Origin of the sequence: Bradyrhizobium sp. SZCCHNR2028 (assembly GCF_032380995.1) — a bacterium.
GTDB lineage: Bacteria > Pseudomonadota > Alphaproteobacteria > Rhizobiales > Xanthobacteraceae > Bradyrhizobium.
Genome location: NZ_JAUHJF010000006.1, coordinates 214,845 through 240,800 on the forward strand (window position 1 = coordinate 214,845; position 25,956 = coordinate 240,800).

The window sequence follows — 25,956 nt, forward strand, 5'->3', positions numbered from 1 at the left end:
CAGCCGGCGGCGGCCGCCGATCGCGACGCCAAACAAAGCCATTTCAGATGGTTGCATGCGCCTCGCGTGAAACGGGCTCGCCGCGCTAAGCGGAATTCCGCCGATCCGCGTCGGAGCGTGAGCGGGAATCCGCCTCGTGCCTAGCAGGAGGTTCGGCTGGGTCGCAGCAAGCCGTATCTTGCCATTTTTTCGTTGAGCGTCCGCCGTGGCACGCCGAGACTTTCCATAACCGCTACAACCGACCAGTTGTGCTCCAGCAAAGACGCCTCGATCAGCATGCGCTCATAAGCTGCGACACGCTCAGAGAGCGAGCGCCTTGCGCCCGCTCCCTGGGCTCGCCGCAGAATTTCCGCGACGCGGCGACCCGTTGCGGCCAAGCCGAGCGCGTAGCGTTCAGCCACGTTCTTCAGTTCTCGAACATTGCCAGGCCAGTCATGGGTCAGCAGTGCATCGAAATCCTCGGCTCCGAGTGGCGTCAGGTCACGGCCGCTGCGCCGGGCAGCTTCCCCGGCAAAATGCTGGAATAGCAGCAGCACGTCGTTGCCCCGTTCGCGCAACGGCGGGAGACGGATCTCAGCCGCTGCCAGGCGGAAGTAGAGATCGGCCCGAAAGCGGCCGCTGCGGCTGTCCGCGGCGAGATCGGCTTTCGCGGCCGCGATCACACGGACGTCGACCGGGATCAGCCGGTTCGATCCCACCCGCTCGACCACGCGCTCCTGCAGAACGCGTAGGATCTTGACCTGGAACGCGTGTGGCATGCTTTCAATTTCATCGAGCAGGAGAGTTCCGCCGCTGGCATGTTCGAACTTCCCGATGCGAGCCCCGCGTGCACCAGTGAACGCGCCCGCCTCGTGACCCAGCAACTCGCTCTCGAACAGCTCGGCGGGTATAGCCGCGCAATTCACCGCAACGAATGGAGCTCGTGCCCGCGGACCGAGGTCATGCAGTGCGCGAGCGACGACCTCCTTTCCCGTGCCGCTCTCGCCGAAGAGGATCACATCCCTGTCGTGCTCGGCGAGCTCGCCAACGGACTTTCGCAGCGTGGCCATCGCGGGCGATGTCCCGAGGAGACGTCGCTCCAGCTCACCTTCGGCGCCGAGCCGGCTCGTGAGATGCCTGAGTTGACGCTTCAATCCTGATTGTTCTGCCGCCCGTGCCAGCACGGCAGACATATGATCCGGGTTGGCAGGTTTCTGCAAAAAGTCGTAGACACCCTCGCGCATGGCCGCTACCGCGAGTGCAACGTCGCCGTGAGCAGTGAGCAGGACGACCGGAATGTCGGGATCGATTCGCTGCACGTCGCGCATGAGTTCGATGCCGGATCGATGCGGCATCCGGAAGTCGGTCAGTACCACGTCAGGCAGCTCGGCCTGAAGCATCGACAGCGCCTCGTCAGCATTTCGGGCTGTGCGCGCTTCGAAGCCGCCCAGCTCCAGCCATTGTCTGATCGAGCTGCGAACGATCTCCTCGTCGTCAACGACAAGAATCGATTTGCTCATCCACACACCCCGATAGGTCTAGGCCGGCTCGGGCGGCGTCGGCAAGGTCACCCGAAACCGGCTTCCGATTTGCAGTTCACTCTCAACCGAAATCGTGCCTCCGAGCTCCCTCACGATCCCATAGCTGATTGAAAGGCCGAGGCCGAGCCCTTCACCGATTTCCTTGGTGGTGAAGAACGGATCGAACAGTGATTTCATGTGATCCGCGGAGATTCCGCTCCCGGTGTCTGCGACCTCGATCGTAACCGTGCTCTCCGCACGCCGGATGCAACCGCTGAGAACTCGGCGCGGGCGGTCGCGCATCGACTGGACCGCGTTGGAGAGCAGGTTGACGAAGACCTGCTCGAGACGGATCGGATTCGCCTCAACGTGAGCCGGCTCCGCGGGCAAGTCCAAGACAACCTCGATACCTTCATTTCTGATCCGGTACTGCAGGAGCCGCATCGCATTGCCGAGTGTTACACCGACATCGACTCTGCTGGTTGCACCGGTCTCCTTGCGTGCAAACATGCGCAAGTGACCGATCAATGCCATCATTCGCTCGGCTATGGATGACATCAGGTCGAGGTTCAAGGCCGTTCGTTCGATCTCGTTGCGTTGCAACAAGACTCGGCTGCTTGCGATGTAAGTGGTGAGCGCCGCGAGTGGCTGGTTGATTTCATGCGCCACCCCTGCCAGGGCTTGTCCAAGACTGGCAAGCTTCGCACTCTGCACCAGGCTCTCGTGGGTTTGTCGCAATTCCTGCTCGGTGCGCGTCCGTTCCAGGACTTCACTTGTCAGTTGACGATTGGCTTCGCGCAGCTCCATCGTGCGCTCCGCAACACTTCGTTCGAGCAGCTCGTTAGCTTCGCCCTTGGCTTTCATCGATTGCCGCCATTGATGAGCGACAAGCCCAAGCAGCTGTACCGTGAGAACGGCAAAACCGGCCGTGACCGCGATGGTCATTGCATGCCGACGAGCCTCCCCGATGTCCGAAAAAATGAGCAGCTGCCATCCATGCGCCGGCAGAGGCCGCGCGCGCAGCGCATATTCGTGGACGCCATCGTCGTCGCCCAGTTCGACCGATACCTCGCCCGATTCGGCCGACGAACCGAGGATCGGAGCATTCTCTATCGTGTCGCCGAACTGCCGGGACGCGTTCAGACGCGCGACCGCGGTCGAGGGTAGCCTTCGCAACGGATGATATTTCCACTGCGCGCGGCTGGCCAGGATGAGCACGCCTTCTTCATCTTCCATGGCCACCAGATCACCGGCCCTGACCCAATCGGCTTCCAGCGGCGTCAAATCGATCTTCACGACGGCAACCCCGATCGTAAGCTCGCCTTCGGTGATCCGTTGCGACAAGAAGTAACCAGGCAAGCCGGTCGTCACCCCAACGGCATAGAGCTGCCCTTCCCCGTCACGGATTGCGCTCTGGAAATAGGGGCGAAAGTCGTACGCATGCCCGACGAAGCTCTTTGCTCCATCATAATTGCTTGCTGCCAGCGTCACCCCGGCCGTGTCCAGCACGTATAGCTCGGCCGATCCCGCGGCCTGATTTAGCGACTTAAGATAACGGTTGGCAGCTTCGACAACTGCCCCATTGCCCGGTGTCCGGAACAGCCGGCGCACCGGATCGGCGAGTGAAAGAACCGTGGGCAGATATCGGAAGCGGGCAACGGTTGCATCGAACGTACTGGCGATCAACGTAAGCCGATCGTCGGAGTCGCGGCTCATCTGCGCGAGGCCAGCGCTCAGGGCCAATCGGTAGGACAGCAGCGCGACTCCCACGATCGCCAGGACAGCAATTGCGGCGATAGCCGGCCAAGCCCTTGAGAGCCCACCCGGCAAGCCTAGTCGGCTCGAAAACCACGCCGACATCGCCACCCTCTCGCTCACGCCAGGGCTCAAATGATGGACCTGATTTTGGCTTCGGTCGCCCCGCGAATTCTCCCCGCGCATGCCGGATCCAGAGCTTCACTCGCAACCGGGGTCTTGGACCCTCTCACAGGTCGAAGGTCGATGTACCCATGGGCATTACAATCAAACGTCAAACGAGATCTATATGGCCGCGGCCATCGTCCAGCGTGACCTAGCGTCCCTGATGAGCTCGGGCAGATCGACGATCATCCGACACATGTGCGTTTCCAATTTAGCGCTTGCACCTTTCGGATCTTGATCGCGGAGCAATTCGATCAGCTCGAGACATTCTCGTACCTGCGCGCCGTGATCCGGGCTTTGCAAGATCGAGAGGCATCGGACATACCGGCTGCGATCATTGAAGTTCCGCATCATTCTCAGCATCTGCCCGTTTCGCGACAGCTGCGTGATCTGCTCGAAGACGCTCTCGATGGTCATCGCATGATGCTTGACGCACTTCGTTGCCGAGTGGCCCACTGCAACGGCTTCCACTTTCATCAAACCCCGGCCGAGACGCGCAACCGAGGACGGATCGAGTGGCCTCGTAATATTGTGCTCAAGAACCAGCCGGGCAAATTCATACAGATCCTGCAGCTCGGACGCGTTCGGAACCTTGGAGAAGAAGCCTCGCTTCGCGATGCTGTCGATCAGCCCCTCGCCTTGTAGGCGCTCCAGCGCTTGGCGCACAGGCGTGGCGCTCGCATTGACGCGATCCGCCAGATCGTCAATATGCAGATGCTCTCCTGGAAGCACCCGGACCTTGCCGTCAGGTACCAGATCATAGTGGATGACGAGGTCCTTGAGCTTAGTGTAAGCGGTGTCTACCTTGCTGATATCCCCGTCTGTATCACGCATGCCACGTCCCCTTGAACCGCCCTCGGCGGACGCAACTTGCCGGCCGCAGACGTAGCTCCCGAGAGGCGTATAACTTGTTCCCGGAATGCTCCGACAGCGCCGACGAGCACGCACGAAGGGATTCGACGACGCCCGACGTCGACTCCTTGCCCTGCTACTCGTTGTCCGCCCATGACTTTCATTTTTTTTACACACCGTAAGCTTACGCACTCATTGCAGCCGTCACCATCATAAAAACTATGCAATCGATGTGTACCGCTTCACTGGAGCATGCTGAGACGGTGTCTCATCGCGTAAGCGGTTGCTGCGGCGCGCGAGCTCACGCCGATCTTCATATATATGTTCGCAATGTGCCGATTGACGGTCGGCACACTGAGGCGTAGTTCCGCAGCAATGGCCTTGGAGCGGCTGCCGGCAGCGAGCTTGCTGAGGATCTCCATTTCTCGTGGTGAAAGATCATCCGGACCTCGCGCGTATAAGTTGCGTGACTCCGCCTCGACTCCCTCTATCCGTGCTCGATCAACGCGCTCCTGCCAGCTTCGCATGCCGAGTGCTACGAACTGCTCGCGTCCCCGCTGCAGCAGCGCACGCGATGACGGCTTGTCCCCTGAGGTTCCCGCAACGGTCGCCTCATCAAGATCGACGAGCGCTCGGAGGCAGACTTGGCCTGCCCGTTCAAGGTCGCCGCGGGCCTTTGCGAAGTGTGTGCGTGCCGCAACCGTGTGATCCTGAAGGGCCGCGAGGCGTCCGAGGATGAATTCACGGCATTCACCGGCTGCACCGATCGTGCTCCCGTGCTTTGGAGCGCGGACCAACGCTTCGAACCGGCGGGCACGTTTGACGTCCTCACGCTGCCAGGCGGCACAGACACCGAGCCCAAGCGCATCATCCGACAGCTGTCTGTCGGAATTTGTGTTCTCCAGGGATCGGAGCAACGCCTCAATGCGAACGTCGTATTCGTTTTCGCCAGGCAGGAATGCTTCGGTGAGAGCGGCGAAGCCAAGCACGATTTGCCCAAGGCGCACCGGATGATCCTTGACGATCTGTAGCGCACGCGAAGCGACTCGGCCAATCGCCGGCCAGTCGCCACCATACAAATAGGCACGCCATGCGACCGCGGAAAGCTCCAGGGCAATATGCAACCGGTGCCATGGTCCCAATCGGACGGCCAGCGCACGCGCGTCGCGCAGCGCCGCGTCTGAGCTTGCCAAATGACCCAGGCTCGCCTCGGCAATCGCGAGAGAGGTTAAAGCCTCGATCCGACCAGGAAGCGACCCGAAACACTTGGCATCCCGCAACAGGTCGTGCGCTGTTTCGACCCCCAGGGCGAGTTGCCCATGCCGATAGATCCAATCATGGGTCACGACCTCTCGAGCCCGGATGATGGCCGCCGGATTCTGCCATTCGGCGGCCCAACGTTGCACCTGCTCTGTCTGTTCGATGGATCGCGGAGCATACAGGTCGAGCGCCGAGGCACGATCCTCTTCATCTCCAAGCTGACGAACGAGATCGAGCGCACGCGGATCCGGCGCGTGGTAGATCGCCTCAAACGTCCCGTCATTCCATCGGCACCGCCAGTCCTGTCGGAGCACCTCCAATCGGGCCCAGTGCAAATCTCGGCGATCATCGCAGGCTTCCAGTCCGCGCTCCACCAGAGGCTGCCACATCTCAGCGGGAGCGCCGGCGTCCCGCAGCCTGCGGACAATCGCCACCAGGAAACTCATGGTCCATGATGGCCGCCGCTCCCAGCATCGGCTGAACAGAAAGCGCGTCGTCGCATCGGCGGCTTCGACGTCGAGTGATGCAGCCTGCGCAAGCGCGAGATCACGGAGCATCTCGTCCGAGGCAGCATCGCCTGCGAGATCGCAAGCGATCCGAAGGAATACAGCTTCGTGCTCGCTGATATAGTTCGCTCGCGCGCGCTCGGCTGCGTTCAGTGCGAAGACCTCGCCGATTTCAGCACCCGGGATGCGCTGCGAAGCGTGATACTGATGCGCAATCTCTCCAGGATCGGCATCGAGCTCAGCGAGACGCGTCGCCGCGCGTCGATGCAAAATCGCTCTCCGATCGGGGTTCAGCTGGTCGTACAAGGCGCGCCGCAACAACGCATGCGCAAAGACGTAGCCATCACCGCGAACGACGAGTACCCCAGCCCTCATCGCCTCGTCGATATGGTCCAGAATCGTCTCTTCGGAATCCGATATCAGAAGCTGCAATCGGCCGAGATCGAACCCTTCGGGAAATATCGCAGCGATCCGCAGCATTCCCAAGGTCGGCCCCGAGAGCCGCGCGAACCGTCGCGACAGCAACGGACGCAGTCCGGCCGGGATGCCGATACCGTTGTTCACGAGATCGGCGGGCCATTGGCCCTGGCGCCCAGCAAGCTTTCCCTCTTCGACAAGGTGGTTGAAGAGCTGGCGCACATAGAACGGATTGCCGCCAGTCTCACGGTGAATTGCCGTGGCAAGCGATGCAGGCAGCCGCTCGTCTGCCAATGACTCCAGCATGCGCATCGTGTCCGCCGGCTCGAGCGAGCGAACCGCGATCCGATGAAGCTCGCTCTCGCGCATCAGCGCATTGAGTTCCAGAGGCTCGCCGCCGGTCTCGTCGGGACGGAGAGTGATGACGGTCAGCAGCGGGAGAGATCGCGTCGAGCGTAAGCAATGCAGCAACATCGACCAGGATTCGCGATCGGCCCAGTGCAGGTCCTCGAGCACGAGCAGTAGTGGAGACTCGACTGCAACCGCATGAAGCAGATGAACCGCGGATTCGAACAGTCGAAACCGCTCGTCCGGTCCGGAGAGTCCTTTGAGAGCAGGAAGATCCGCAGCGGCCGCGAACGCCGGCACCACGCGAGACAGCGGCCGAATCATGTCATTGCGAGCATGGTTGAGGAGTATCGGCTGCTCGCGAGCCCATTGGGAGAACGTGTCGGCAAACAATCCATATGGCAGAGGTTCGGCCATCTCGTAGGCGGCCCCCCTCGCCACACAGAAGCCGCGCTGCTTCGCAGTTTGGGCCAGTGCCTCGACCAGACGGCTCTTGCCAATTCCAGCCTCTCCTACCAGGACCGCACCAACAGCGCGTCCATTCTTGTCCGGGAGAAGCCCGCGAAGCCGGTTCGACTCCTGGTCCCTTCCTATAAGCGGAACACCGCTATCCCTCATGCGCTAACCAATAGCCAACCTACACGATACTCTTTCATGGCTGCGGCAAGACGCACTGCCGCCTGTGCGATTCAACCGCCCACGAAACTTAAGATTGCGTTGAGAAAATATCAGCTCGGCACGATAATACCAAGCAGCAAATCAATGTTGCGCTGCGCACACTGGGCTCATCTCGCGAAGACTGTCGCGCAATGGCGACCAGCGAGAGTCGAAGGACCCAGATCGATGACGATCTCCATGTCAACTTCAGCCAATGATTGCCTGCTCCGAAGGTCCACAACCCATACGATTTTCAATAAATCGACTCAACTGAGGTTCGAACCATCATTGAGTCGCTTCTCGACGATGCCTGCTTCGCGTCTCGCGTTTGTGGCGAGATTTAGCGCCCTCGCCTGCAGATGCGATCATGGCTGTTGTTGTCAAAGTGAAGTTCCGAAAGGTTGCCGGGAGGATACGACTGCCACGCTTGGTGAGAGTCGGCTAAAGCAATCTTACGAGGGTGTCGCTCCCCTGCGCGGCATACGTCGACGTACTGCGGTCGCCGGCAAGGTGTGGTCGATCGAAACCTGCCAGCCGCCGGGGCTGGGCGCTCCGGGCGGACTGCGCATCTCTCCCATTACAGAACCATATACGCGAATCGCCGCGCTTCGAGCGCGCCAGACGAATTGCTCGTGCGTCTGCACCGACGTCGGGGTCGCCGGCTTGAGGTTACTTAGGCCGAGGGTGCTCGACGTATGTCAATGTTGCCGAGGGCGCGTTGTCGCCACGACGTCCCGCCACTCGGCGCCCCTGCAGAGAGGAGACGCATGGGATTCGTCACCTCTGTAACCAACTCAGTCCTTCCAGCCCCTTATCTCTGACGAAGGTCACAACGACATCGCTGACGTGCCCGAAAGCGGGCCAAGCGCGATTGAGCCCCTTCAGCGAGAACGAAACAGACGTTACTACTTGATAGTTCGCCGGAGCCCTGCGGCGCAGCATCGCGTAGATCGATAAGCCGGATCCAACCGCGACGCCGACCGCGCCAGGGATAGCCCCGATATTACCGTGAATATCGTAGACGAGCTCAGCAACATTGCCAGCAATCAAACCGGCACTTCCGGTTATCTGCATGCGGCGAGACAGTCGAGTCGTGTCCCAGGACGATGCTGGAGGGATATGTACGATTTCGGGAGCCGTCTCTCTGCTCTTGGTTCCGCTGGCCGCCCCATTAAGGGATTTCAACTGCTGCGCAGAACGGCCGGTTCGCCAGGCGATTCCTGTCCAAGATAGGCCTCGCGAGTTGTCAAACGACCCGGGAATCCTCAACCCCGCGCCGGTCCAAACTGCATGCGAATCGGGATTGCTTGTATACGTGCTTGGAATCCGATCCCGGTGCGCCTTGATGATCGCCCGCGCGGAGGAGCCATTTCTCGCTGCAAAGGCATCCAGGTCCTCGCCTGATTTGATCCGAGCGGTGATCTGCCTCCCCTTAGACGTGAATCGCCCGGGAATTGCCAGTTTCTCGCGACGCCCGACATCCTCGAGCACCTTCCTGACGGACTTATTTTCCTTTCTGGCGATCTGGCGGAAAGTGAGCTGCTCATCGTTGCTCTTGATGGAGATCGACTTATCTGGATTAATTAGTTTAAGCGGATGCGCGGGATCTCTCGCATTGACGCGTCCGATCACCTCGTCCGGTACGTTATTCCTGTCCGCGATTTCGCTCAGACTGGTGTCGGTTGACCGGACCGTATCGGTAGCTCCACGCGATCTAAGCGCGCCATAGCCACTGAAATAGCTCCGCGCTCCCAAGACGATTTGCGCGGAGCCGATGACAGCTGCTCCACCATATTGGAAGCTCAGCAGGTGGCCGCTCGTCACACTGACGATGTCGTTTGCCATGCCGTTGGCGATGAAGCTCACACCTGTTGCGGTTCGCAAATACGGGGCTGCTTTTTCGGGTATTCTCAACTTGGCAGCCAATTTCGGCTTGAGCTGAACGATGTTCAGCGGTCCACGAACTGTGGCGTTCCAGGCCGCCAGCATGCCTAGAGATCCGAACCGCGCGGCTGCTGCAAGGGCAACCGCATCGGAGGCCACTCCTGCAGCAACGGGCAGAGCCTGTCGGAGGCCTGACCTGCGCGGTGCCACTTGTCGATCGCCCACTCCCGTGTAGGGCTGATCCGTGACCACGACACGAAAATCCTTTTTCGGCAGATCGTAGCGTCGGCTGTATGTCTTGGCTGATTGCGGCGGACTTCCGCCCCAGTCAACAAAGCGGTCTGTTGCTCCGATCACTCCTCGCCGTGTGATGTTTGCGTCGTTCATGGCGAACGGTCGGCTTGGCTTGTTTCCTCGTGTCTCCACAACGTAGATATACCTGTCGGCGCTACTGCCGTATTTGGAGGGTTGGAGAGCGACCCGGTCCTGAAATCGTTCGAATGCCTTCGGGCTGAGCACAAGAGTCAAGCCGCTCGAGGCCGGCGGGGGCGAGGCCGGAGAGACCGCACCACCGCCGCTCGCGGGCGGCTTGCCGCCGCCACCACCCGCGGGCTGGGCTGCCGTCGAGGCGGCTAGGGCCCAATTTGCAGCCGAGTCTTCGCTGACAGGTCTTTCGTGCAACGCCAAAGCGGTCTGCCGGAACGATGCGAGTGCCGCTGGATCGCCTCCGAAAACCGCCTTATGGAAGTCGGTCTCCCCCATCCGGTCGCGAATGGCCTCCGCGATCTGCGCCTCCGTCGCATAGGGCGATGTGCCACGGCGCGGCACGACCTGCGAGGCGAGAAGCTCGGTCACACCTTCATTCAAGTTCGAATGCGGCCGGCTTGAATCAATGACCAACGTGCTTGCGAGCTTCTTGAACGATTCCGAGGTCAGTGCATGCACGGCCTCGTGTGCGACCACGTCCGGGCTCAATCTATCGGTCCGTACATAGACGCGATGCCCCTGATCCGATAAGATGCTGAAGGCATCGACGGACGCCGGATCGTGCTGGCCGCCGGCTTTTTGATATGCACGGGCGAAAGCGGCGGGATCCATGGCCTGCAGCCGGATGCCATTCGGCGATGTCCCGCTCGCCTGACCCTGATAGGCGTCAAACACCTTCCTTCCCGCGTCGAACGCGGCGGGCTGACCGGCAAGGCCCGTTTCGGCCACGGTGCGGGATCTGCTCTGCTGATAGTGATGAGAAGCCACACCGGAAACCGTATTGAGACCGATGGACAGATAGTCTTGGGCGGTCGGCGCCTTGCCGGAAAGGAGGCCGGGGCCCGCAGTCAGCATGGTGTTCGCACCCAGCTGGGAGGCTGTCTGATAAAGCGGGTTCGACACGAGTCCATTCGGCCGTGCCGCGCTTGCGGTCCGCACGGCCACCTTGCCGTCGACGAACTTCGTCAGACCTCCCGTCACGCCGGCCACCGCGAGATTCTTGAAGTATCCGGAGAACGCATCCTTCATCTGCGCCTGGGCTTCGTCCTGCGTGAGCCGCCCCTCCGAGAGCTGATATTGGGACTCGACATACGTCCCCGCCACGTTGCCGAGACCCATCACCCCCTGATTGGCAACCATGACCGTTGATCCGGTTGCCAGCTTCGAGACGACCGAGCTTGCAGCCTGGTCGAGGCCGCGCGTAAGGAAGGCCTCCGTGGCTCCGCCCGTCAACGCCCCCCCTGCTGCGCCGAGGGATTGCACGCCCGATACGGTCGCATCAACGCCCGCCTGCTTCACCTCATCCCAGCTGCCGCCGCCCTTGAAGAAGTTGTTGGTCAGCGCTGCGTCGAGTGAGATGTGAGGATCGCTGTGAATGTCGCCGCCACCGAACACAGTTGCTGCATTCTGGGCCGTGTCGATGGCTTCGGCCGTTCCCGTTCCCACCAATGTGCCCGCCGCAAGGGCGGCCAATACCGGCGCGCCGGCTCCGGCCGTGGCCATCGTAACCGCGGTCGCAGCCGCGGCGATCGCGACGTCGCGCACGACTTCCTGTGCACTCGACCAATTGGCGTCGGTCTTGCGCTCGTTCTCGAACATCCGGTCATTCTGGGTGGCCAGATTACCCATGATGTTCAGATACTCGCCGTTGACCTCCTGGGCAGTCATCCCTCCCTGATTTTTCTGCAGGGCCGTGAGCGCCTCTTTCTTGTCCTGCAGATCCGACTCGAGCTCAGACCGGTTGGCACCGAACAGTCCCCCGACCCAATCGCCGCCCTTCTGCAGAAGGCTGCGGTTGCCAAGTGCTTTGTCTTCCCTGTCGATGGCATCCTGCAGCTCATGTAGCCCTTGACCGATATCAACTCGCGCGTTCGCGTCTTTGAGGCTCGCAAGCTGCTCAGCGACCGCGCCATCGCTCAAGGCACCCGGATGCTGCGCAAAGAATGTATTGTACGCATGCGAGAGCGCGCTCTGGTCAGAGACCGTTTGCGGATCAAGTAGATTTTGCGGCAATGTCAGCCGAAACTGGGAGTCCAGCAGCTGATATTGAGCCAGCTTCTGTTGAAGCTTTGCATATTGAAGCGATTGCTGAGCCGTCGTCAGGGCGCTGCTCGCTTTGGTGAAACCCACAGCCTGTACATTGCCAGCTTGTACCGAATCAGTGTTGGCGGACTGCCGCGCGGTTGCGACCGCCGCCTCGCTCTGTGTGACACGATAATCCTGAACCAGCCTGTTGGTCGTTGCAGCCAGCTCTTTCGTGATCAGGCCGGCCGATGCCGCGTCAGTTCTTGCCTGCGCTATCTGCTGCAACACCGGCGAGTTTGAGGGCAAGGGAACATGGCTATAGGTCTGCTCCAGATTAGCCAATGTCGTATTGCGCTGGTCGGCGTAGGCAAGCCCGGTTGCCGACTTGAAGCCCGCCGTCGCAATGGCGGACATTGTCGAGAGCTCGCGCAACTGATGCTGCGCTTGGTTCAGCTTGAGCTCCGTGGCGGCCGTCGGATTCTTGATATAGGCGGCCTGCGCATCCGAGACGGCCTGGCGGCCCTTGATCAGGGCGAGGTCGGTCCCGACTTTGTTCTGATAGGCGCTTGCCTGATCGTAGTCGATCTTCGCCGTGGTAGCGGTCTGCCGGGCTTGCGGGGACAATTTGACAAGATCGGAGTCCTGCGCTGCCTCAAGATCGGTCTGCGCTGCCGCCGCAAATGCCACCCGGTGCTGAGCTGCGGCCCAGCCTGCATTCTGGTAATCAGCGTTCCCGTTCGCGAGCTTGAGATCGAGCGATGCCTGCTGCGGATCGCTGCCGCGCGTTGCACGTATGGTGTACCCCAATGGATGCAGAGCGTCGTTCACCCGATCCTGGGCATCCTTCGCAACCGTCCCGTATTTCTCGGAGTTCGAAGCATAATACTGGAGCTGGGCCTTGCCCTGCGCGACCATGCCGACATCGGCGTTGAGCTTGCTCCGCGCGACGGTGAAGTCGTCATAGGCGCGCAGCTGCGATGGCGTCAAATTCGCCTGGGTCGGATTGTCGTTCTGGTCGACCGTGACACCGGCTTTCTTCAGCGCTGTGGAAGCGCTCTCGAGCTCTTTCTTGTCCGCCGCGGCCTGCTGCCCGTAGACGACGCTTTTCCCTGCCGCAAGGTCGGCGCTCGCGGCGTCAAGCTTGCGCTGGTCCGTCGCCAGCTTGTGTCGCTGCGCATCCTGCTGCTGATTCAGCAACGACAGACGGTGCAATGTTCCGGCGCTGATCCCCCGGTCCATCTCGGTGTCCAGACGGCCGAGCTGCGATTTGGTCTGTTCGAGAGCAGCCGTATCGGCGGTGACCTTGGCCTTTCCCGCGGAAACCTGGGCCGAGGCCGCGTCGACGAGCGGGACAACTTTCCGCGCGACCGGATCTTTCACGGTGACCGGCGGCGGTGCCGGCTTGTAGTTCGCTGCGGCGGCGTCGATGCGTTGTGCGGCACTCAGATTGCTCTTGGCCGAACTCAACACCGCCTGGTCGGCGGTGACTTGCTGCTGAGCGGCCGCAACCTGCTTCTTCAGATCGCTGATATGGGCTTGATGCGCAGCCACCGCGGCGCCCGCGCCGCGACCGTACCCGATCGGAGCCTTCGTTCCCTGTGCATCATTCAGTTCGGTCTGCAGTTTATGCAGCTTTCCGGCATCACCGTCGAGAGTGGTCTGCGCTTTTGTCTGAACAGATTTTGCCTGCGAAACGGCGTCCGGGACCGGCGCCGCCGGCGCCGGGGCGGGAACTCCCGGACATGTTGCCGCCGCCTTCGGCGGAGCAGGCGGGCCAAGCAACACAGGCGTCGGCTGCAGAACCGGACCTATGAAAGGTCGAAGGGGCTGAAAGAGCGGCGAAGGTGCGGTCGATGATGATCCAACGCTGCGCGCCGAATTGCGATCGAGCATGCCCGACGACGATGCCGCGGACTTCGGCCGCGGCGGTGGCGGGGGAGGAGGCGGGGGTGGGGGTGGGGGCGGCGGCGGAGGAGGAGGAGGCGGACTGGCGACAACCGAGCCACCTGCGTCATCTATCCGCATTCGTGCGTCTCCCCGTTAGCGGCGGCGGCTCTGCTCTGGCAGACGCAGTTCGTCAGCCATGCAGCCCGCTCGGCGATCATGTCCGAACGACAGTTTAGGGTATCAGCCGGCGGCCGATCCGAAATATATTGTGAAAATACTGTGGGGCAGCACGGCTACACTCAGGACATGCCGCACGCGCGCAAGGCCGACACCACCGGCTGGAAAAACTCCTCGGTGATGTAGTGGTCCTGAGCGATACGGCGATCGAGTTCCTCTGCGAGGTCTGGATTGCGGAAACGAGGAATGCCAAGCTCGGCCGCAGCTTCGGTGAGATTGTGCGCACGGACGGAACGTCCTTTGCACACCAGCCTTGGGACCTGCGTCTCGCCCGGAACATAACGCAGCCCAACCATCACATCGTCGCCCTCGATGACCACTGTTGCGCTTTCGATTCCTCCCCGCCCTCCACCGTGCGCCAGCGATTGCCGCTGACGGCGTTGCGCAGAGCGCACCTCCGGCAGGCCTTCCTGGTCTCTCCGCTCGCGCTTCGCCTCGCTTCGTGTCATCCGCATCTCGCGCATGAACAGTCCGCGCTGCACCAGAACGTCGATAAGGCCGCCCACCATCAGCATGACTATTGCCGCGACGAGGAGCGGTGCCATGATCGCCCCGGTCACTGGCACGAGGCACGAAAGACCGCATCCTGGCGTGTGAACCAGGGAGTTGAGCGACATCTCGAGGACGAAAACCGAGATCGTGACGAGGAGGGTCGTCTTGACCAGACTCTTCACCAGCTCGATCAGGCTCTTGAGCGCGAAAATCCGCTTCAAACCCTTTGCGGGATGCAAGCGCTCCGCGCGGGGCTTGATAGGGTCAAGGCTGAAGACGATCCCCTTGGTGACGGCGACGTTGACGACGAGGGACATTAGGACGACGATGGCCGCCCCCTTTGCAAGGTATGGCACGGCGGCCTCGTACATCATCGTTCCGATCGTGCCCGCAGCTTCCCGAAACGGTTGCCCGCCCGCATCGCCCACGAGCATCATGGCTCCCCGTAACCGCGCGAAAAGCTCCGGCAAGATCAGCCAGAGATAGAGCAGCATGGACGACAGGCATGCACCGGCGACCATATCGGTGCTGCGAAAGACCTGTCCCTTTTCGCGCGCCTTACGTAACTTCCGCTCGCTCGGAGGCAGCGTCCGCTCCTCAGTGCCGCCATCCTCACTCATCGCAGGAACTGCCCTAGTTGGTCCAAGATTCCGGTCAACTCTCCAAGCTGAGTACCGAAGTGATCGAGCAGAAAGGCCGCATAGAGCGGCAGAACCAGGAAATAGACCAAGTTGCGCGCCGCCATCGAAAGATCGAACACATTCAACTGCGGTGCGAAACGGGCAATCACCATCAGCGCGAACATCGCAACGAACATGGCCGCCAGCACTGGGAATGCCAGGATCAATGCCAACTGCAGCACGCGGACGAGCATTTCCAGCGCCAATAGGCCGCTCTCCGCGCGCAGCAACGGCGCGAGCTCAATGACCGGCCAGAGCCTGTAGCTGCCATAAAGGGCTTCGACGACGCGATGAAAGCCGTCGGCTGCGACGAACAGAACCACCGCAGCGAGCATAAAAAGCGTACCAGAGGCGGTGGACTCGGTCATGGCGTTGGGATCCTGAAGCTGGGCATCGGGCGCCTGACGTTCGTAGTCGAGCAGGTCGCCCGCGACCTCGGCGGCCCAGAACGGGATCCCAAGCAGCAGACCAAGGAGCCCTCCGATGATCGCTTCCTTGAACCCGACCGCGACCAATCGCAATGTTTGCGTGCCGATCGGAGGAAGCACCTCAACAAGTCCGGTCATGACCGGTAGCGAGATCGCGACCACGAAGGCACCACGAATCAAGCCGGTCAGCCCGAGGCGAACAAACACGGGAAAGGTCATGACGAAGGCGCTGGGACGCGCGATGGCGAGCGCCAACGAAAGAAGATGACGGAAGACGAGATCGGCCCCCGCCTCGATGCTGTCCAACGGCATGAGGTCAAGCCTCATCGCCACTCCGCGTCGCCCATGTCCCTCCGAGCACGATGAAGGGAAGGCCCGTCAACGCGTCAGTGCAGGAAAATCCGCAAGGATCTGATCGGCATATTGGATCAGCGGTGCCGCCAACACTGCGCCGAACACCGCCAGCGTGGCCACGACGGCAATCAGTTTGATCGTCTGCGGCAGCACCTGATCCTGGATCTGGGTTGCGGCCTGAAGAATGGAGACGAAGAGGCCAACAACCATCGCCACACCCAGGGGAGGCATGGCAAATATGAGAACGACCGTCAGGCCCCTGACCAGATGATCGACAATTGTCGCTTGGCCCATTGCTTCCCCTACCCATCTCGCAGGCTATCCGTAACTCAACACCAGGCCATGCATCAGCTTGGACCAGCCCTCGACCATCACGAACAAGAACAACTTGAATGGGACGGAGATCGTCGATGGCGGCACCATCGACATGCCAAGGGACATCAAAACCGCGGACACCACGAGATCAATCGCGATGAAGGGCAGATAGAGCAGGAAGCCGATCTCGAAGGCGCGCTTGAGCTCCGAGCTCATGAAGGAGGGAACGAGAATAACGAGATCTTCGCTCGATAGCTTGGCCCTGCTGCTATCGGGCCATAAGCTGCCGGTGGCAGTGACGAAAAACTCTCGCTCCGCGACCGTCGTGAACCGGCTCAGATGTTCGCGAATTGGCTGGCCTGCCCGCTCAGCGGCATCTTTCCAGTCGGTAAAGGTTTGAAACTCGCTGGGACGATCATTGACACGCTCATACACGGTCTGCACTAGCGGCGCGCTGACATAGGCCGTCAGAACCAGCGCAATGGCATAGAGCACGAGGTTTGGAGGCGTCTGCTGCACTCCCAGCGCGTTCCGGATCAGGAACAGGACCACGGCGATCTTGACGAACGATGTCATCGTCACGACGACAAAGATGACAAGGCCAAGTCCGGCGATGACCGCGAGAACAGCGAACAAATTGAACTGGGTCACGGCTTCAGCTCATTCGTGATTGAACAATCTGTTGATCCGCACGCCGATTGCCTCGCCGATCCTGACGATCTCGCCCTGCCCGATCCGCCGATTCCCCGCGTGAATCTCAATGGCATGTCGCGGATCCCGACCGAGATTGAAGACATAGCCCGGCGCGATCATGCGCAACTCGCCGAGAGGTATCTCGAGCTGGCCGATCTCAAATAGGAGCTTGATCTGGAGGTCGTCCAGGCTCGCATCGTCTGCGCCTGCATCGACGCTTTCATGTGCCGTCATGTCCACAGCCGTCCAATGATGATGAAGATCGCCTCTGATCTGGTGCAACGTGTCCACCACTGTCGCGTCGCTTCCCTCGAAGCGGCATGAGGTGAGACGACGCTCGCCGAAGACGGCGGCGACGCGTCCATCCGGCATCGCGTGTTCGATGATCACGACGTCTCCCGGCCGTAAGCTCGCAAGCAAGCGGGCGTTGACGCGCGTAGCACCAAGCCGGAAGGCCGCGCAGATCGGAACTCCGGCGACAGCAGCCGGACCCAATGCTTGGACTTGATTTGCCAAACGGGATTCGTATGGCTCTGGTAAAGACAGGTAAGCACTGAACGATCGTTCGCCAAACCTGCCGCGACACGGGATTCCAATCGAGTCCGGAACGTTGCCATCGAAGGAAGCATGCGTGAGGATGACGGGGAGGCCGAGCGTCTCCTCGATTGCATCAAGTATGGCGGCGCAGGCGAACTCGATCAGAAGCAGCAGATCGGGCTCGGCGAGCGTCGTTCGAGGCGGACCATCAATCGCCTGCAGCGTTGCATCGATCACCTCGACAGGCAGACTTACGGCGCATGGATCACCGCCGATCGTAAAATGCAGACGACACGTCGGCCGGCTCGAAACGCCCGAGGAGGCGCCCGAGAAGGAAATCCGCAGCGGCAGACCCGCCAACTCGCAGGTGAGTTCAGCCAGTCGCCGACACCAACGACGGGCACGTAGAGCATCAGCAATGGATAGCACGTCCGGATGAAATTCGGTGATCTCGCCGTCAGGCGCTCCGCGCCTGCGAGCGGGGAATGGCGCGTTCATGCTTGCCGCCCCGCCGCCCTGCCGTCCGAATTAGCCATCTCCTCTAGCAACGTCTCACGGCTCTCGTGACGGCGACGTGATTGCTGCGATAACTCATCCCACTTGCGACGCCTCCGATGAGCCTTCACGAATTCGAGGCGTAGACCCTGAACTTCGTTACGCGCCTGGTCGAGCGTACGGATGCTCGCAAGGCGCTGCTCGGCAAGCGCCATTGCCAGCGACTCGAGGCGCCTGAGTTGCGCGTCAAGTTGGGTGATCTCCCGCGCGGAAATTGGACGCCCTACCATCTGTTGGTAGATCTGACGTTCGCGTGCGCCACGCGCCGCTGCTTGCAACGCAACCGCATGATTGATCTGCGTCAATTCTGCAGCCGCTTCGACCTGTGCCTCCACGCCGCGCTGAAGCGCGGAATTCGCCCGCCGCTCCCTCTCTCCGAGAACGATCCGCATCCTGCGTATGCGCGTGAGCAGTGGATCGTACCTCATGACGCGAGTTGCTCGAGTTGATGGATCGTGCGATCCCACGGAACGGCCTCGCCGAGGCCCTGCCGCAGAAAGGACTTGATAGCATCCTGCTTGGCGATCGCCTCATCGGCGATCGGATCGGTTCCGGCCTTGTACTCCCCAACCTGCAGCAGGAACTCAAGCTCTGCATAGCGAGCTATGAGTTCACGCACCCTCCTGGCTGCAGAGCGATGACGGCTCGTCACGACCTGATCCATGACGCGGCTGAGGCTGGACACGATGTCAATCGCAGGGAAATGCGCCGACTGTGCGAGCTTAGGTGACAACGCGATGTGCCCGTCCAGAATGCTGCGCGTCTCCTCCGCGATCGGATCCGCGGTACCATCCCCCTCAACCAGCACGGTGTAAAATGCAGTGATTGAGCCGGCGACTCCGGGACCGGACCGCTCGAGCAACTCGGGCAATGCCGCAAACACCGACGGCGGAAAGCCCCGGCGCGTCGGCGGCTCGCCCGCGGCCAGTCCGATCTCACGCAATGCCCTCGCAAAGCGAGTGACACTGTCCTGCACCAGGAGCACGCGTGCGTTGCAATCCCGGAAGTACTCCGCGATCGTCACGGCGACATAGGCAGCCGTGACGCGCTCCGTCGGCGGCCGGTCGGAGGTTGCGACAATCACGACTGATCGCGCCCGAGCCGCTCCGGCCAGGCAGCGCTCGACCATTTCTCGAACTTCGCGCCCACGCTCGCCAATCAGTGCGACAACGCAGACGTCGACGTCCGCGTTCTGGACGATCTGGGCGACAAGCGACGATTTGCCCGCGCCGGGTTCGCCATAGATGCCGATCCGCTGCCCGTCGCCGCAGCTGAGCAGACCATCGATCGCCCGGATGCCAAGTGACAAAGGGCCGTCAACGAGCCGCCGTGCCAAGGGCGCCGGCGCAGCTCCGCGGACTCGTCGAATCTGGTCGAACTCGGGCCATCCTCGTTCCTGAACGTCGAGAGGGCGCCCGAGCCCGTCGACGACGCGGCCGAGCAGCGCTGGCCCAACCATGATGCCGAGGGCCTGCCTTGTCGAGACGACTTCCGTTCTTGTTGAGAGACCCGCCACGTCTCCGAGAGGCGTCAGCAACGCGACACCGCCTTCGATGCCCACGATCTCGGCCTGCAGATCAGCCGAGGCGTGGGCAGAACGGAGCAAACAGATATCGCCAACACGCGCATCGGGAACGATCGCCCTGATGAGGGTCCCCGACACCTGAATCACGCGCCCGCGGATCGGGCGCAGTTGCGAACGGCCTGCAGCTTCACGCAACTGCGGCAGGATTCGCGCGAGTCGGTACGTGGCAGAGCCTGCCGGCATCATGGCTCCACCCCCTCAAAACCGGCACGCAGCGCCAAGGCGAGCTGCTCCAGTTGAGCGTCAACGGAAACATCGATCTGCCCGAACTCGCTCCAAAGCATACAGCGCCCCGGCGCAAACTGCGGGTCCGACACGATGGTGAGCTGGTCGGCCCCATCCTCCAGCAGCGTGGCCACTCGTACACGGATGGACTCCATCTCCTGCGGCGCAGTCATCAGCACGAGGGCCGTACCGGAACGCATCTCTTCGAGTGCTCTGGTGATGGCGCGCGCGGCGAGATCGTCCGGCTCAAAACTTCCGAGGATCTCCCTGATGATCTCGACGACGAGCGTGATAAGTTCGTCTTGCAGTTCGGCGACGAAATCATCAACCGTGACCTTCGTTTCCGCAATCAGGCGGGCCGCCTCCTCAACTCCCGCGAGACGACCATCCTCGAAGCCTCTCATGCGCTGCTCTTCGAACGCGAGCCGGGCCTGCGCGGCGATCTGCTCGCATTGCCGCCGGGCGTCGGCAAGAGAGGCAGCCGCGGAAAACCAAGTCTCCGCCTCTTCGGCTCGAACCACGGGTCCGAGCGGATGGAACGTGCCGGCAGGCTTGTCACTCTCGGGGGCTTTCACGGCACCATCCCATCGGCTAGAACGCGATCAACGATCTCCGGACCAAGCTGTTGGTGTCGCCGCGAGACCGAGGAGCCCAGCGGCGAGTTAATCGGAAATCGAAGAAGGATGCGGCTGCGCAGGGTGGCGGGGAGTCGCCAGATTGCGGCATTGAGACATTGCATCCCATCACCTCGGATGACGTCCGCAAGCGCAGATGGATTCGGGGGGCGATCGGGTTTAGGCGACAGATCGATATTGGCGAGCGCGACCTTGTGGAGTCGGGAATCGAATTCTCCGAGATGCTCCCGGAGCGTAGTCTTGAGGACCGTGGAACGAATTGCGTGGGCATGCCAAACACCGCCGGCCAGCTCACCGACGCGGCATAGCTGCTCGCAGTCGAGAAGCGCAATGCGACTGCGCGTGTCGGCGACGTCGGCTGCCGTGCAGCAATCAAGCTCATGCTGCACAACGATCCGCTCTGAGATATCTCGGTGGAGTCGGTCGCAGGCGAGTATCCGTGCGGCAAGCCCGGGCGAAACGCCCGGTACGCACGCGAGAAATCGTTCAACGTGGATGTAGCGTGCCGGCAATCGGCAAAACGTGTCCATATCGATCACCGGCCGATGCCCCACCGGCGCGCCGGGTTCGCAGCCGCCGCCGACCTTCGGATCACGCAAACCAAGGGATGCTCCAGGTTGCACAAGCCTACTCATTTGCCGGCCACGCCCACTTCAATCGCACTAGGATACGACACGCAGCGGATCGCGCGCCGGCCTTCGCGCCTCCCGACGCGGCGCGTTGCGTTGCGCATATCCCACGCGTGCCCGGCGCCAGAGCTGGAAGATTCCGATCGATCCCAGCAGCCCCACCCCTACCGCGGCTGACACCTGCAGGATGAGCGGACCGTCACGCAGGGCAGATCCGTCGTGAGATAGAACGGATGCCGTCGTCTCGATCGACGTGGAAGGGCTGACCTCGACGGGATCCGAACTGCCACGCACGAAAACCACGGCCACCCTGTCGTACGTCAGTCCTTCGACACTGTTGGCAATGAGGGTCTTGATCTGCGGTAGGAGCACGGCGATTTCGGCGCGCGCGTCATGCTTGATGAACACCGATGCCGCCGACGACGGAACCTGATCGTGACGCAACGGGTCTATCTTAGGCAGCACCACGTGGACTCGGGCAGAGATGACCCCGTCGATCTCCATGATCGTCCTTGCCAACTCTTGATTGAGCGCGTGGATCAACCTGACTCGCTCCTCTGTGGGTGACGACACCAGACCATTGCTTGAGAATATGCTGCCCATGTCTTCGAACTTCGCACGCGGCAACCCGGACGCATTCAGCAGCGTCACAGCGTCGGCAAATCGCTCCTGCTCGACCCTGACAGTATTGCTACCGTCCTTTGCCTGGAGTCGGTCGGCGGCGATTCCGTTGCGCAGCAGAAGGGCCATCATCAGATTAGCCTCCTTCTCGCTCAAGCGGCTATAGAGCTCGCCCTTGCAACCGCTCAGCATGAACGCCAAGCCCAGCACCAGCGCCAAATTCAATCCGTGCCCTCGAGCGGCCAGCCATTGTTTGCCGCAACCGACCATTCTCATTGTCCCTTCAAGAACGTGTTGAAGATTCGGGTCGACTCGGTCGAGATTTTCGACATCAGCGTCGCCTCAATGGCAAACGAGAATGCGTGCTCCAGCATTTGCAGGGCCTGACGGCCCGCGTCTGGCTTGTCCACTCCCAGGGCCGCTCCGCCAATGTTGGAAGATGCTGGACCGGATGCTGCCGGCTCCGGCATGAGATTGAGCTCGGGCGCGGCATTGCGCTGGACCCGCTCGTACGAGCTCTCCATCCACTCCATCACCTTGCCGCCGAGTTGGTCGACGGCGTGCTCAGGCTCCATAGGCAGTTTAGTGACCGATCTATGCAGAGCGTCCTGAAACGACTGCTGGGCGGCCGCTCCGGGCTCAACGGCTCCGAAACTGACACCAACTGTTCCGGAAGCTGTGACGCCACCCAACGGCGCAACCGTCGTCATGTCGCCGCTCCATGCCGTCTCAGGACTCCCCGTGCTTTCGCCATTGCTCACTCCAAACAAATAATGACTCACAAGGACAGCCGGGCCATGGCTTGCACAACAGATCAGACAGAGCTTTGCACAGCACCCGGCGGGGCAGAGCATAATATTTTCCTAATATATTCTCCGACGCACCCGCGACCGCTGTGATTGAATGAGACGAGCTGATAGCAACAAGTACATGTGAGTCTGCTCGTGGGTACGCGCGATCAACTACACGATTGCCACGATTGTTCCGCGACAAGGTCGCACGAAGGCCACGTTTTTCCATGCGACCATTTGGCATCTCGGGTTCTGGTCCCATTGCGCAGCGTGGCTGCGATCGCGACCGTCTGCCTGACGCTCTCGGCGACTGCAATCCACACCACGTCCGCAGACGCGGGTGAACCTGCTTGGCCGACCGAGTCCTACAGGTACACCATCGTCGACCAAGACCTTGGCAACGTTCTTCAGGAATTCGGACGGAATACCGGCCTGCGGTTAGAGGTGAGCCCGGACGTACGGGGACGTGTGCGCGGGCCTCTGCCTGAACTCAAGGCCAGAGAATTCATCGAGCATCTATCCCGGAACTACGGACTCGACTGGTATTTCGACGGCTTCCGGATTTATGTCACCAGCAACAAGGAAGCTTCGAGCAGGCTCGTTCAACTCGGTGCCGTGCCGCTCCAGCGTCTCGAAGCCGCACTTCGCGATCTCGCGCTCTCCGACGCGCGATTCTCACTCAGATCCAGCAAGCAGGCCGACATGGCCCTGGTCTCGGGTCCCCCGCAATACATCCAAGCGGTGGAGCGTACGCTCGCAGCACTGCAGCCTCGAGCTGACCAGCCATCGTCAGTCACCGTCTATCGCGGGGAGCACGTCCAAGTGGTCAAGCTCAACGCCCCAGGCGACGTGCCATGACGCAAATCAACGGGTTCGCAAGTCCTGCCAGATCGACCGGACGGATCAAAGGAGTGTCAGAATGGCCGTAGAAGCATCGAGCATGACGACCGCGACGGCAAGCGCCCCGAGCAGCAGCGAGGCAGTCTCGGCTGAGGATCAAGCAAAGTTCGAGGAGGCGTTTCTCAGCGCAATGCCGCAGGCGGCCGCGTTCATGCTCATGACTGTTGCTCAGGACGGCATTCAGGAGATGGCATCCGTCGGCGACGAGAATAGTGCAACCCCGGATCCGTGACGGAGCATGCCGACCGACGCCTCGTTATGCCCTTTGCTCAGAACAAGACAGATAAGACATCGGATCGCAAACAAGGAGAGAGTTGCATGTCTAGGGTCAGCTCCCACGCATCATCCTCACGTGAAGCTCACACCGGTCACATGATGGGTCCGCACGGACACGCGTCGTCCTGGCCCGGCTTTGCAGGATTTCAGCCCACGTCCGGCGGGTCGTCAGCTCATCCGGCTCATCGCTGTGATGCGGGGGATTGGTGGCCGTCGTCGATGCCGCCCGCCTCGCAGCAGCAAGATCCGCGGACGTCTTCCATAGCATCGGACGTTCTTGGATTGGTCGCGGACGCAAAGACACCTGCAGACAAGGCGGCTCTGATCTCGGCGGCCATCAGCATCCTGAGGGGCGGACCGGGCCAGTGCGACGCGCGGAACAACGGCCGCGTTGCCAAGATCCTTGGTGACCTGACCCATCAGATCACGAATTCCACTGGGCCCAGCGATCCCGCCAAAGGTCAGCTGCTCGACGGGATCGCGAAGATCCTGAAGCAACTCGTGTCCGGCCCATCCCATCAACCCGGCGCGAACAGCTCGATACTCAAGACGCTGAATCAGCTCGTCAGCCAAGTCTCCGAGGCAAAGGGCCTTGACCAGGCGACGAAGAACAACATCCTCGACAAGCTTTCCTCGATCATTCTGCAACTCGCGGATTCAAGCTCGGGATCGCCATGCGACCGCTCCGCGGGACACCTCTCGGCCGACAACCATATCACCGACAGAGCTGAGTAAAGCAACGCGGCCTCATTCTCGCAACGCGACGAGGGCGATGAGACCAGGACGTTGAAGGAAGCGCGAGAGGCGCACCTCGCAAGGTGCGCCTCGGGACGGGATCCAAGCCGCCGCTTCAGCCGAGAGGTGATCAGCGTAGACAACGCTAACGATCACTTCCCGGCTGGAGGGCATTCCCCGACAGCCCAATCCTCAACGCAACACAAACATAGAGAGATAAAGCGATGTCCCATTCAACAGGCTCCGTTTCTTCGACGACGTCATCGAACTCGAGCATCGATAGCGCGATCGCGAAGATGAAGAGTGCCTTCGACGAAGCGATCAAGACGAATGCCGAGATCACGACCAAGAAGACGCACTGGGGATCGATCGAGACGGTCGCGCAGCAGCGCCCGAACGTCGGCTGATCCAGCGATCGCCCTCGGACAGCTACCAACCGCTTACGGCACGGGGCGTTCGTCGTACCGAGCGCTCCGCTGCCAACATGGCTGCTAGGTCCTGATGGAGAGGCAGAGAATGCCGGCATCACCGTCCCCATTCGAACTCACGATCCGATCGGGCCTTCATGCCGGCGTCCGGCAAGAACTCGACGCCGGGACCTATCTGGTGGGTCACTCGATGGACGCCGATGTCGTTCTCATGGATGACTGTCTGGCTCCTTTGCATGCGCGGTTCGCGCTAGAGGCGGACTGTTGCGAAATCGAAGGCACCGCAGATAATGTTCTGCTGAACGGCACCCTGCTCGGTGCCGGAGAAGCACGGATCAGTCGTTATCCGGCCGATGTCGTTCTGAATGGAATTCAGCTCCGCTGCACCCGCAAGCGCAGAACGACCCGCTATACCTTCTTGAGGTATGGACTCGGCACCGCCGCGATCCTGGTCTGTCTAGCCCTGCTTCTGCAGGGATTTCCCGCTGGTGCGGACAAGGTGCCCGGCGATGGCGGCTATGCCACAGCTGAGCGGCTGAGATCCCCGCGCTGCGACTCCGACTGTTCGACGAAATATCCGAGCAGGCACGCGCCCAATTCGCCCGCCCCCACCCTTACCCCCGCATTACTGCCCGGCCAAGACAGAACGGGACGGGCCGGCGCGGAGCCCGGCGCGCCGGTGGCGGATTTGAACGGCGCGGCGGACGCGCTGCGCCAGCGATTGCTGACTGCAGGCCTCACGACCGTCGAGATTGTCAGCGACTCAAACGCCATCACGGCGAGAGGAAACATTGAACCCGCGGCGTTAGGCAAGTGGCGCGACATTGAGCGATGGTTCGACGGCACGTTCGGCATTGCCATCGTGTTGACGAGCCAGGTTGAGGCGAAATCTGTAAAGCGTAGCGCCCCTTTGACCGTTCAGGCGATTTGGGCCGGAAATGGGCCGTATGTCATTGATGGACGCGGTCAGAAACTGTTCGCAGGCGCCGTTATCAGCGAAGGGTGGATCGTCGATCGAATCGAACAAGACCGGGTCGTATTGCGTCGCGGCGCAGACCTGCTCGCCGTGAGCTTGTAAGACCATGCCGCTCTGCGTTTC

The 25,956-nt window shown here is 61.4% G+C and carries 20 protein-coding genes; 4 read left to right on the forward strand and 16 right to left on the reverse strand.

The genetic code is table 11. The features are described 5' to 3' along the window. Nucleotides 1–140 precede the first annotated feature (140 nt). The 16 genes from QX121_RS13010 to QX121_RS13085 all read right to left on the reverse strand — a co-directional run bounded on the left by QX121_RS13010 (nt 141) and on the right by QX121_RS13085 (nt 22,437). On the reverse strand, nt 141–1,499 hold the full coding sequence (locus QX121_RS13010) for a sigma-54 dependent transcriptional regulator (protein WP_315797240.1): 1,359 nt from the start codon (nt 1,497–1,499) through the stop codon (nt 141–143). Between the two features lie 18 nt (nt 1,500–1,517). After that, nucleotides 1,518–3,377 carry an ATP-binding protein gene (locus QX121_RS13015; RefSeq protein ID WP_315812118.1) on the reverse strand — a complete coding sequence of 620 codons (1,860 nt, stop codon included), beginning with the start codon at nt 3,375–3,377 and terminating at the stop codon, nt 1,518–1,520. 162 nt (nt 3,378–3,539) lie between these two features. Then, the gene (locus tag QX121_RS13020) at nt 3,540–4,253 is read right to left on the reverse strand and encodes a GntR family transcriptional regulator (protein ID WP_315735411.1); all 714 of its coding nucleotides are present in this window, start codon (nt 4,251–4,253) and stop codon (nt 3,540–3,542) included. A 260-nt stretch (nt 4,254–4,513) separates the two neighbouring features. Further along, a complete protein-coding gene (locus tag QX121_RS13025) occupies nt 4,514–7,420 on the reverse strand; it encodes a helix-turn-helix transcriptional regulator (RefSeq protein WP_315812119.1) in 2,907 nt (968 codons plus the stop codon). A gap of 816 nt (nt 7,421–8,236) precedes the next feature. Next, entirely contained in the window at nt 8,237–13,747 is a 5,511-nt protein-coding gene (locus QX121_RS13030) for a hypothetical protein (protein ID WP_315812120.1), read from the reverse strand. Nucleotides 13,748–14,040: 293 nt separating this feature from the next. After that, complete coding sequence (locus QX121_RS13035) at nt 14,041–15,090, reverse strand: EscU/YscU/HrcU family type III secretion system export apparatus switch protein (protein ID WP_315812121.1); 1,050 nt, start codon at nt 15,088–15,090, stop codon at nt 14,041–14,043. Then, nucleotides 15,087–15,905, reverse strand: coding sequence for a type III secretion system export apparatus subunit SctT (sctT, locus tag QX121_RS13040; RefSeq protein WP_315812122.1), 819 nt, complete (start codon nt 15,903–15,905; stop codon nt 15,087–15,089). Before sctT ends, QX121_RS13035 begins: the two co-directional genes overlap by 4 nt. A gap of 51 nt (nt 15,906–15,956) precedes the next feature. After that, complete coding sequence (gene sctS, locus QX121_RS13045) at nt 15,957–16,226, reverse strand: type III secretion system export apparatus subunit SctS (protein ID WP_315715074.1); 270 nt, start codon at nt 16,224–16,226, stop codon at nt 15,957–15,959. Between the two features lie 24 nt (nt 16,227–16,250). Continuing rightward, nucleotides 16,251–16,898, reverse strand: a complete 648-nt coding sequence (gene sctR, locus QX121_RS13050; protein ID WP_315735421.1) for a type III secretion system export apparatus subunit SctR — start codon at nt 16,896–16,898, stop codon at nt 16,251–16,253. A 9-nt stretch (nt 16,899–16,907) separates the two neighbouring features. Next, nucleotides 16,908–17,975 carry a type III secretion system cytoplasmic ring protein SctQ gene (gene sctQ / locus QX121_RS13055; protein WP_315812123.1) on the reverse strand — a complete coding sequence of 356 codons (1,068 nt, stop codon included), beginning with the start codon at nt 17,973–17,975 and terminating at the stop codon, nt 16,908–16,910. Further along, entirely contained in the window at nt 17,972–18,424 is a 453-nt protein-coding gene (locus QX121_RS13060; RefSeq protein WP_315773257.1) for a hypothetical protein, read from the reverse strand. The genes sctQ and QX121_RS13060 overlap by 4 nt, the downstream gene beginning before the upstream one ends. 32 nt (nt 18,425–18,456) lie before the next feature. After that, complete coding sequence (locus QX121_RS13065) at nt 18,457–19,800, reverse strand: FliI/YscN family ATPase (protein WP_409999335.1); 1,344 nt, start codon at nt 19,798–19,800, stop codon at nt 18,457–18,459. Beyond that, complete coding sequence (gene sctL / locus QX121_RS13070; RefSeq protein ID WP_315812125.1) at nt 19,800–20,417, reverse strand: type III secretion system stator protein SctL; 618 nt, start codon at nt 20,415–20,417, stop codon at nt 19,800–19,802. The genes QX121_RS13065 and sctL overlap by 1 nt, the downstream gene beginning before the upstream one ends. Further along, a complete protein-coding gene (locus tag QX121_RS13075) occupies nt 20,414–21,076 on the reverse strand; it encodes a SctK family type III secretion system sorting platform protein (protein WP_315812126.1) in 663 nt (220 codons plus the stop codon). Before QX121_RS13075 ends, sctL begins: the two co-directional genes overlap by 4 nt. A gap of 63 nt (nt 21,077–21,139) precedes the next feature. Beyond that, entirely contained in the window at nt 21,140–21,937 is a 798-nt protein-coding gene (sctJ, locus tag QX121_RS13080; RefSeq protein ID WP_315812194.1) for a type III secretion system inner membrane ring lipoprotein SctJ, read from the reverse strand. 62 nt (nt 21,938–21,999) lie between these two features. Beyond that, entirely contained in the window at nt 22,000–22,437 is a 438-nt protein-coding gene (locus QX121_RS13085) for a hypothetical protein (protein ID WP_315812127.1), read from the reverse strand. 351 nt (nt 22,438–22,788) lie between these two features. Here QX121_RS13085 and QX121_RS13090 point away from each other — a divergent pair, with 351 nt between their 5' ends. From QX121_RS13090 to QX121_RS13105, 4 genes are all read left to right on the forward strand, one after another. Continuing rightward, nucleotides 22,789–23,376, forward strand: a complete 588-nt coding sequence (locus QX121_RS13090) for a nodulation protein NolW (protein ID WP_315812128.1) — start codon at nt 22,789–22,791, stop codon at nt 23,374–23,376. 61 nt (nt 23,377–23,437) lie between these two features. Further along, nucleotides 23,438–23,650, forward strand: coding sequence for a hypothetical protein (locus QX121_RS13095; RefSeq protein ID WP_315715064.1), 213 nt, complete (start codon nt 23,438–23,440; stop codon nt 23,648–23,650). A gap of 263 nt (nt 23,651–23,913) precedes the next feature. Next, nucleotides 23,914–24,429, forward strand: a complete 516-nt coding sequence (locus QX121_RS13100) for a hypothetical protein (RefSeq protein WP_315775768.1) — start codon at nt 23,914–23,916, stop codon at nt 24,427–24,429. A gap of 516 nt (nt 24,430–24,945) precedes the next feature. After that, a complete protein-coding gene (locus QX121_RS13105) occupies nt 24,946–25,935 on the forward strand; it encodes an FHA domain-containing protein (protein WP_315784308.1) in 990 nt (329 codons plus the stop codon). The last annotated feature ends 21 nt before the right edge of the window (nt 25,936–25,956 follow it).

What these genes read in the sequence shown, in the direction of transcription:
- QX121_RS13010 (WP_315797240.1), bottom strand. Translation starts at nt 1,499, where the DNA reads ATGAGCAAATCGATTCTTGTCGTTGACGACGAGGAGATCGTTCGCAGC.
- QX121_RS13020 (WP_315735411.1), bottom strand. Translation starts at nt 4,253, where the DNA reads ATGCGTGATACAGACGGGGATATCAGCAAGGTAGACACCGCTTACACT.
- QX121_RS13025 (WP_315812119.1), bottom strand. Translation starts at nt 7,420, where the DNA reads ATGAGGGATAGCGGTGTTCCGCTTATAGGAAGGGACCAGGAGTCGAAC.
- QX121_RS13030 (WP_315812120.1), bottom strand. Translation starts at nt 13,747, where the DNA reads ATGCTCGATCGCAATTCGGCGCGCAGCGTTGGATCATCATCGACCGCA.
- QX121_RS13035 (WP_315812121.1), bottom strand. Translation starts at nt 15,090, where the DNA reads ATGAGTGAGGATGGCGGCACTGAGGAGCGGACGCTGCCTCCGAGCGAG.
- sctT (WP_315812122.1), bottom strand. Translation starts at nt 15,905, where the DNA reads ATGAGGCTTGACCTCATGCCGTTGGACAGCATCGAGGCGGGGGCCGAT.
- sctS (WP_315715074.1), bottom strand. Translation starts at nt 16,226, where the DNA reads ATGGGCCAAGCGACAATTGTCGATCATCTGGTCAGGGGCCTGACGGTC.
- sctQ (WP_315812123.1), bottom strand. Translation starts at nt 17,975, where the DNA reads ATGAACGCGCCATTCCCCGCTCGCAGGCGCGGAGCGCCTGACGGCGAG.
- QX121_RS13060 (WP_315773257.1), bottom strand. Translation starts at nt 18,424, where the DNA reads ATGCGGATCGTTCTCGGAGAGAGGGAGCGGCGGGCGAATTCCGCGCTT.
- QX121_RS13065 (WP_409999335.1), bottom strand. Translation starts at nt 19,800, where the DNA reads ATGCCGGCAGGCTCTGCCACGTACCGACTCGCGCGAATCCTGCCGCAG.
- QX121_RS13085 (WP_315812127.1), bottom strand. Translation starts at nt 22,437, where the DNA reads ATGACGACGGTTGCGCCGTTGGGTGGCGTCACAGCTTCCGGAACAGTT.
- QX121_RS13095 (WP_315715064.1), top strand. Translation starts at nt 23,438, where the DNA reads ATGGCCGTAGAAGCATCGAGCATGACGACCGCGACGGCAAGCGCCCCG.
- QX121_RS13100 (WP_315775768.1), top strand. Translation starts at nt 23,914, where the DNA reads ATGCCGCCCGCCTCGCAGCAGCAAGATCCGCGGACGTCTTCCATAGCA.
- QX121_RS13105 (WP_315784308.1), top strand. Translation starts at nt 24,946, where the DNA reads ATGCCGGCATCACCGTCCCCATTCGAACTCACGATCCGATCGGGCCTT.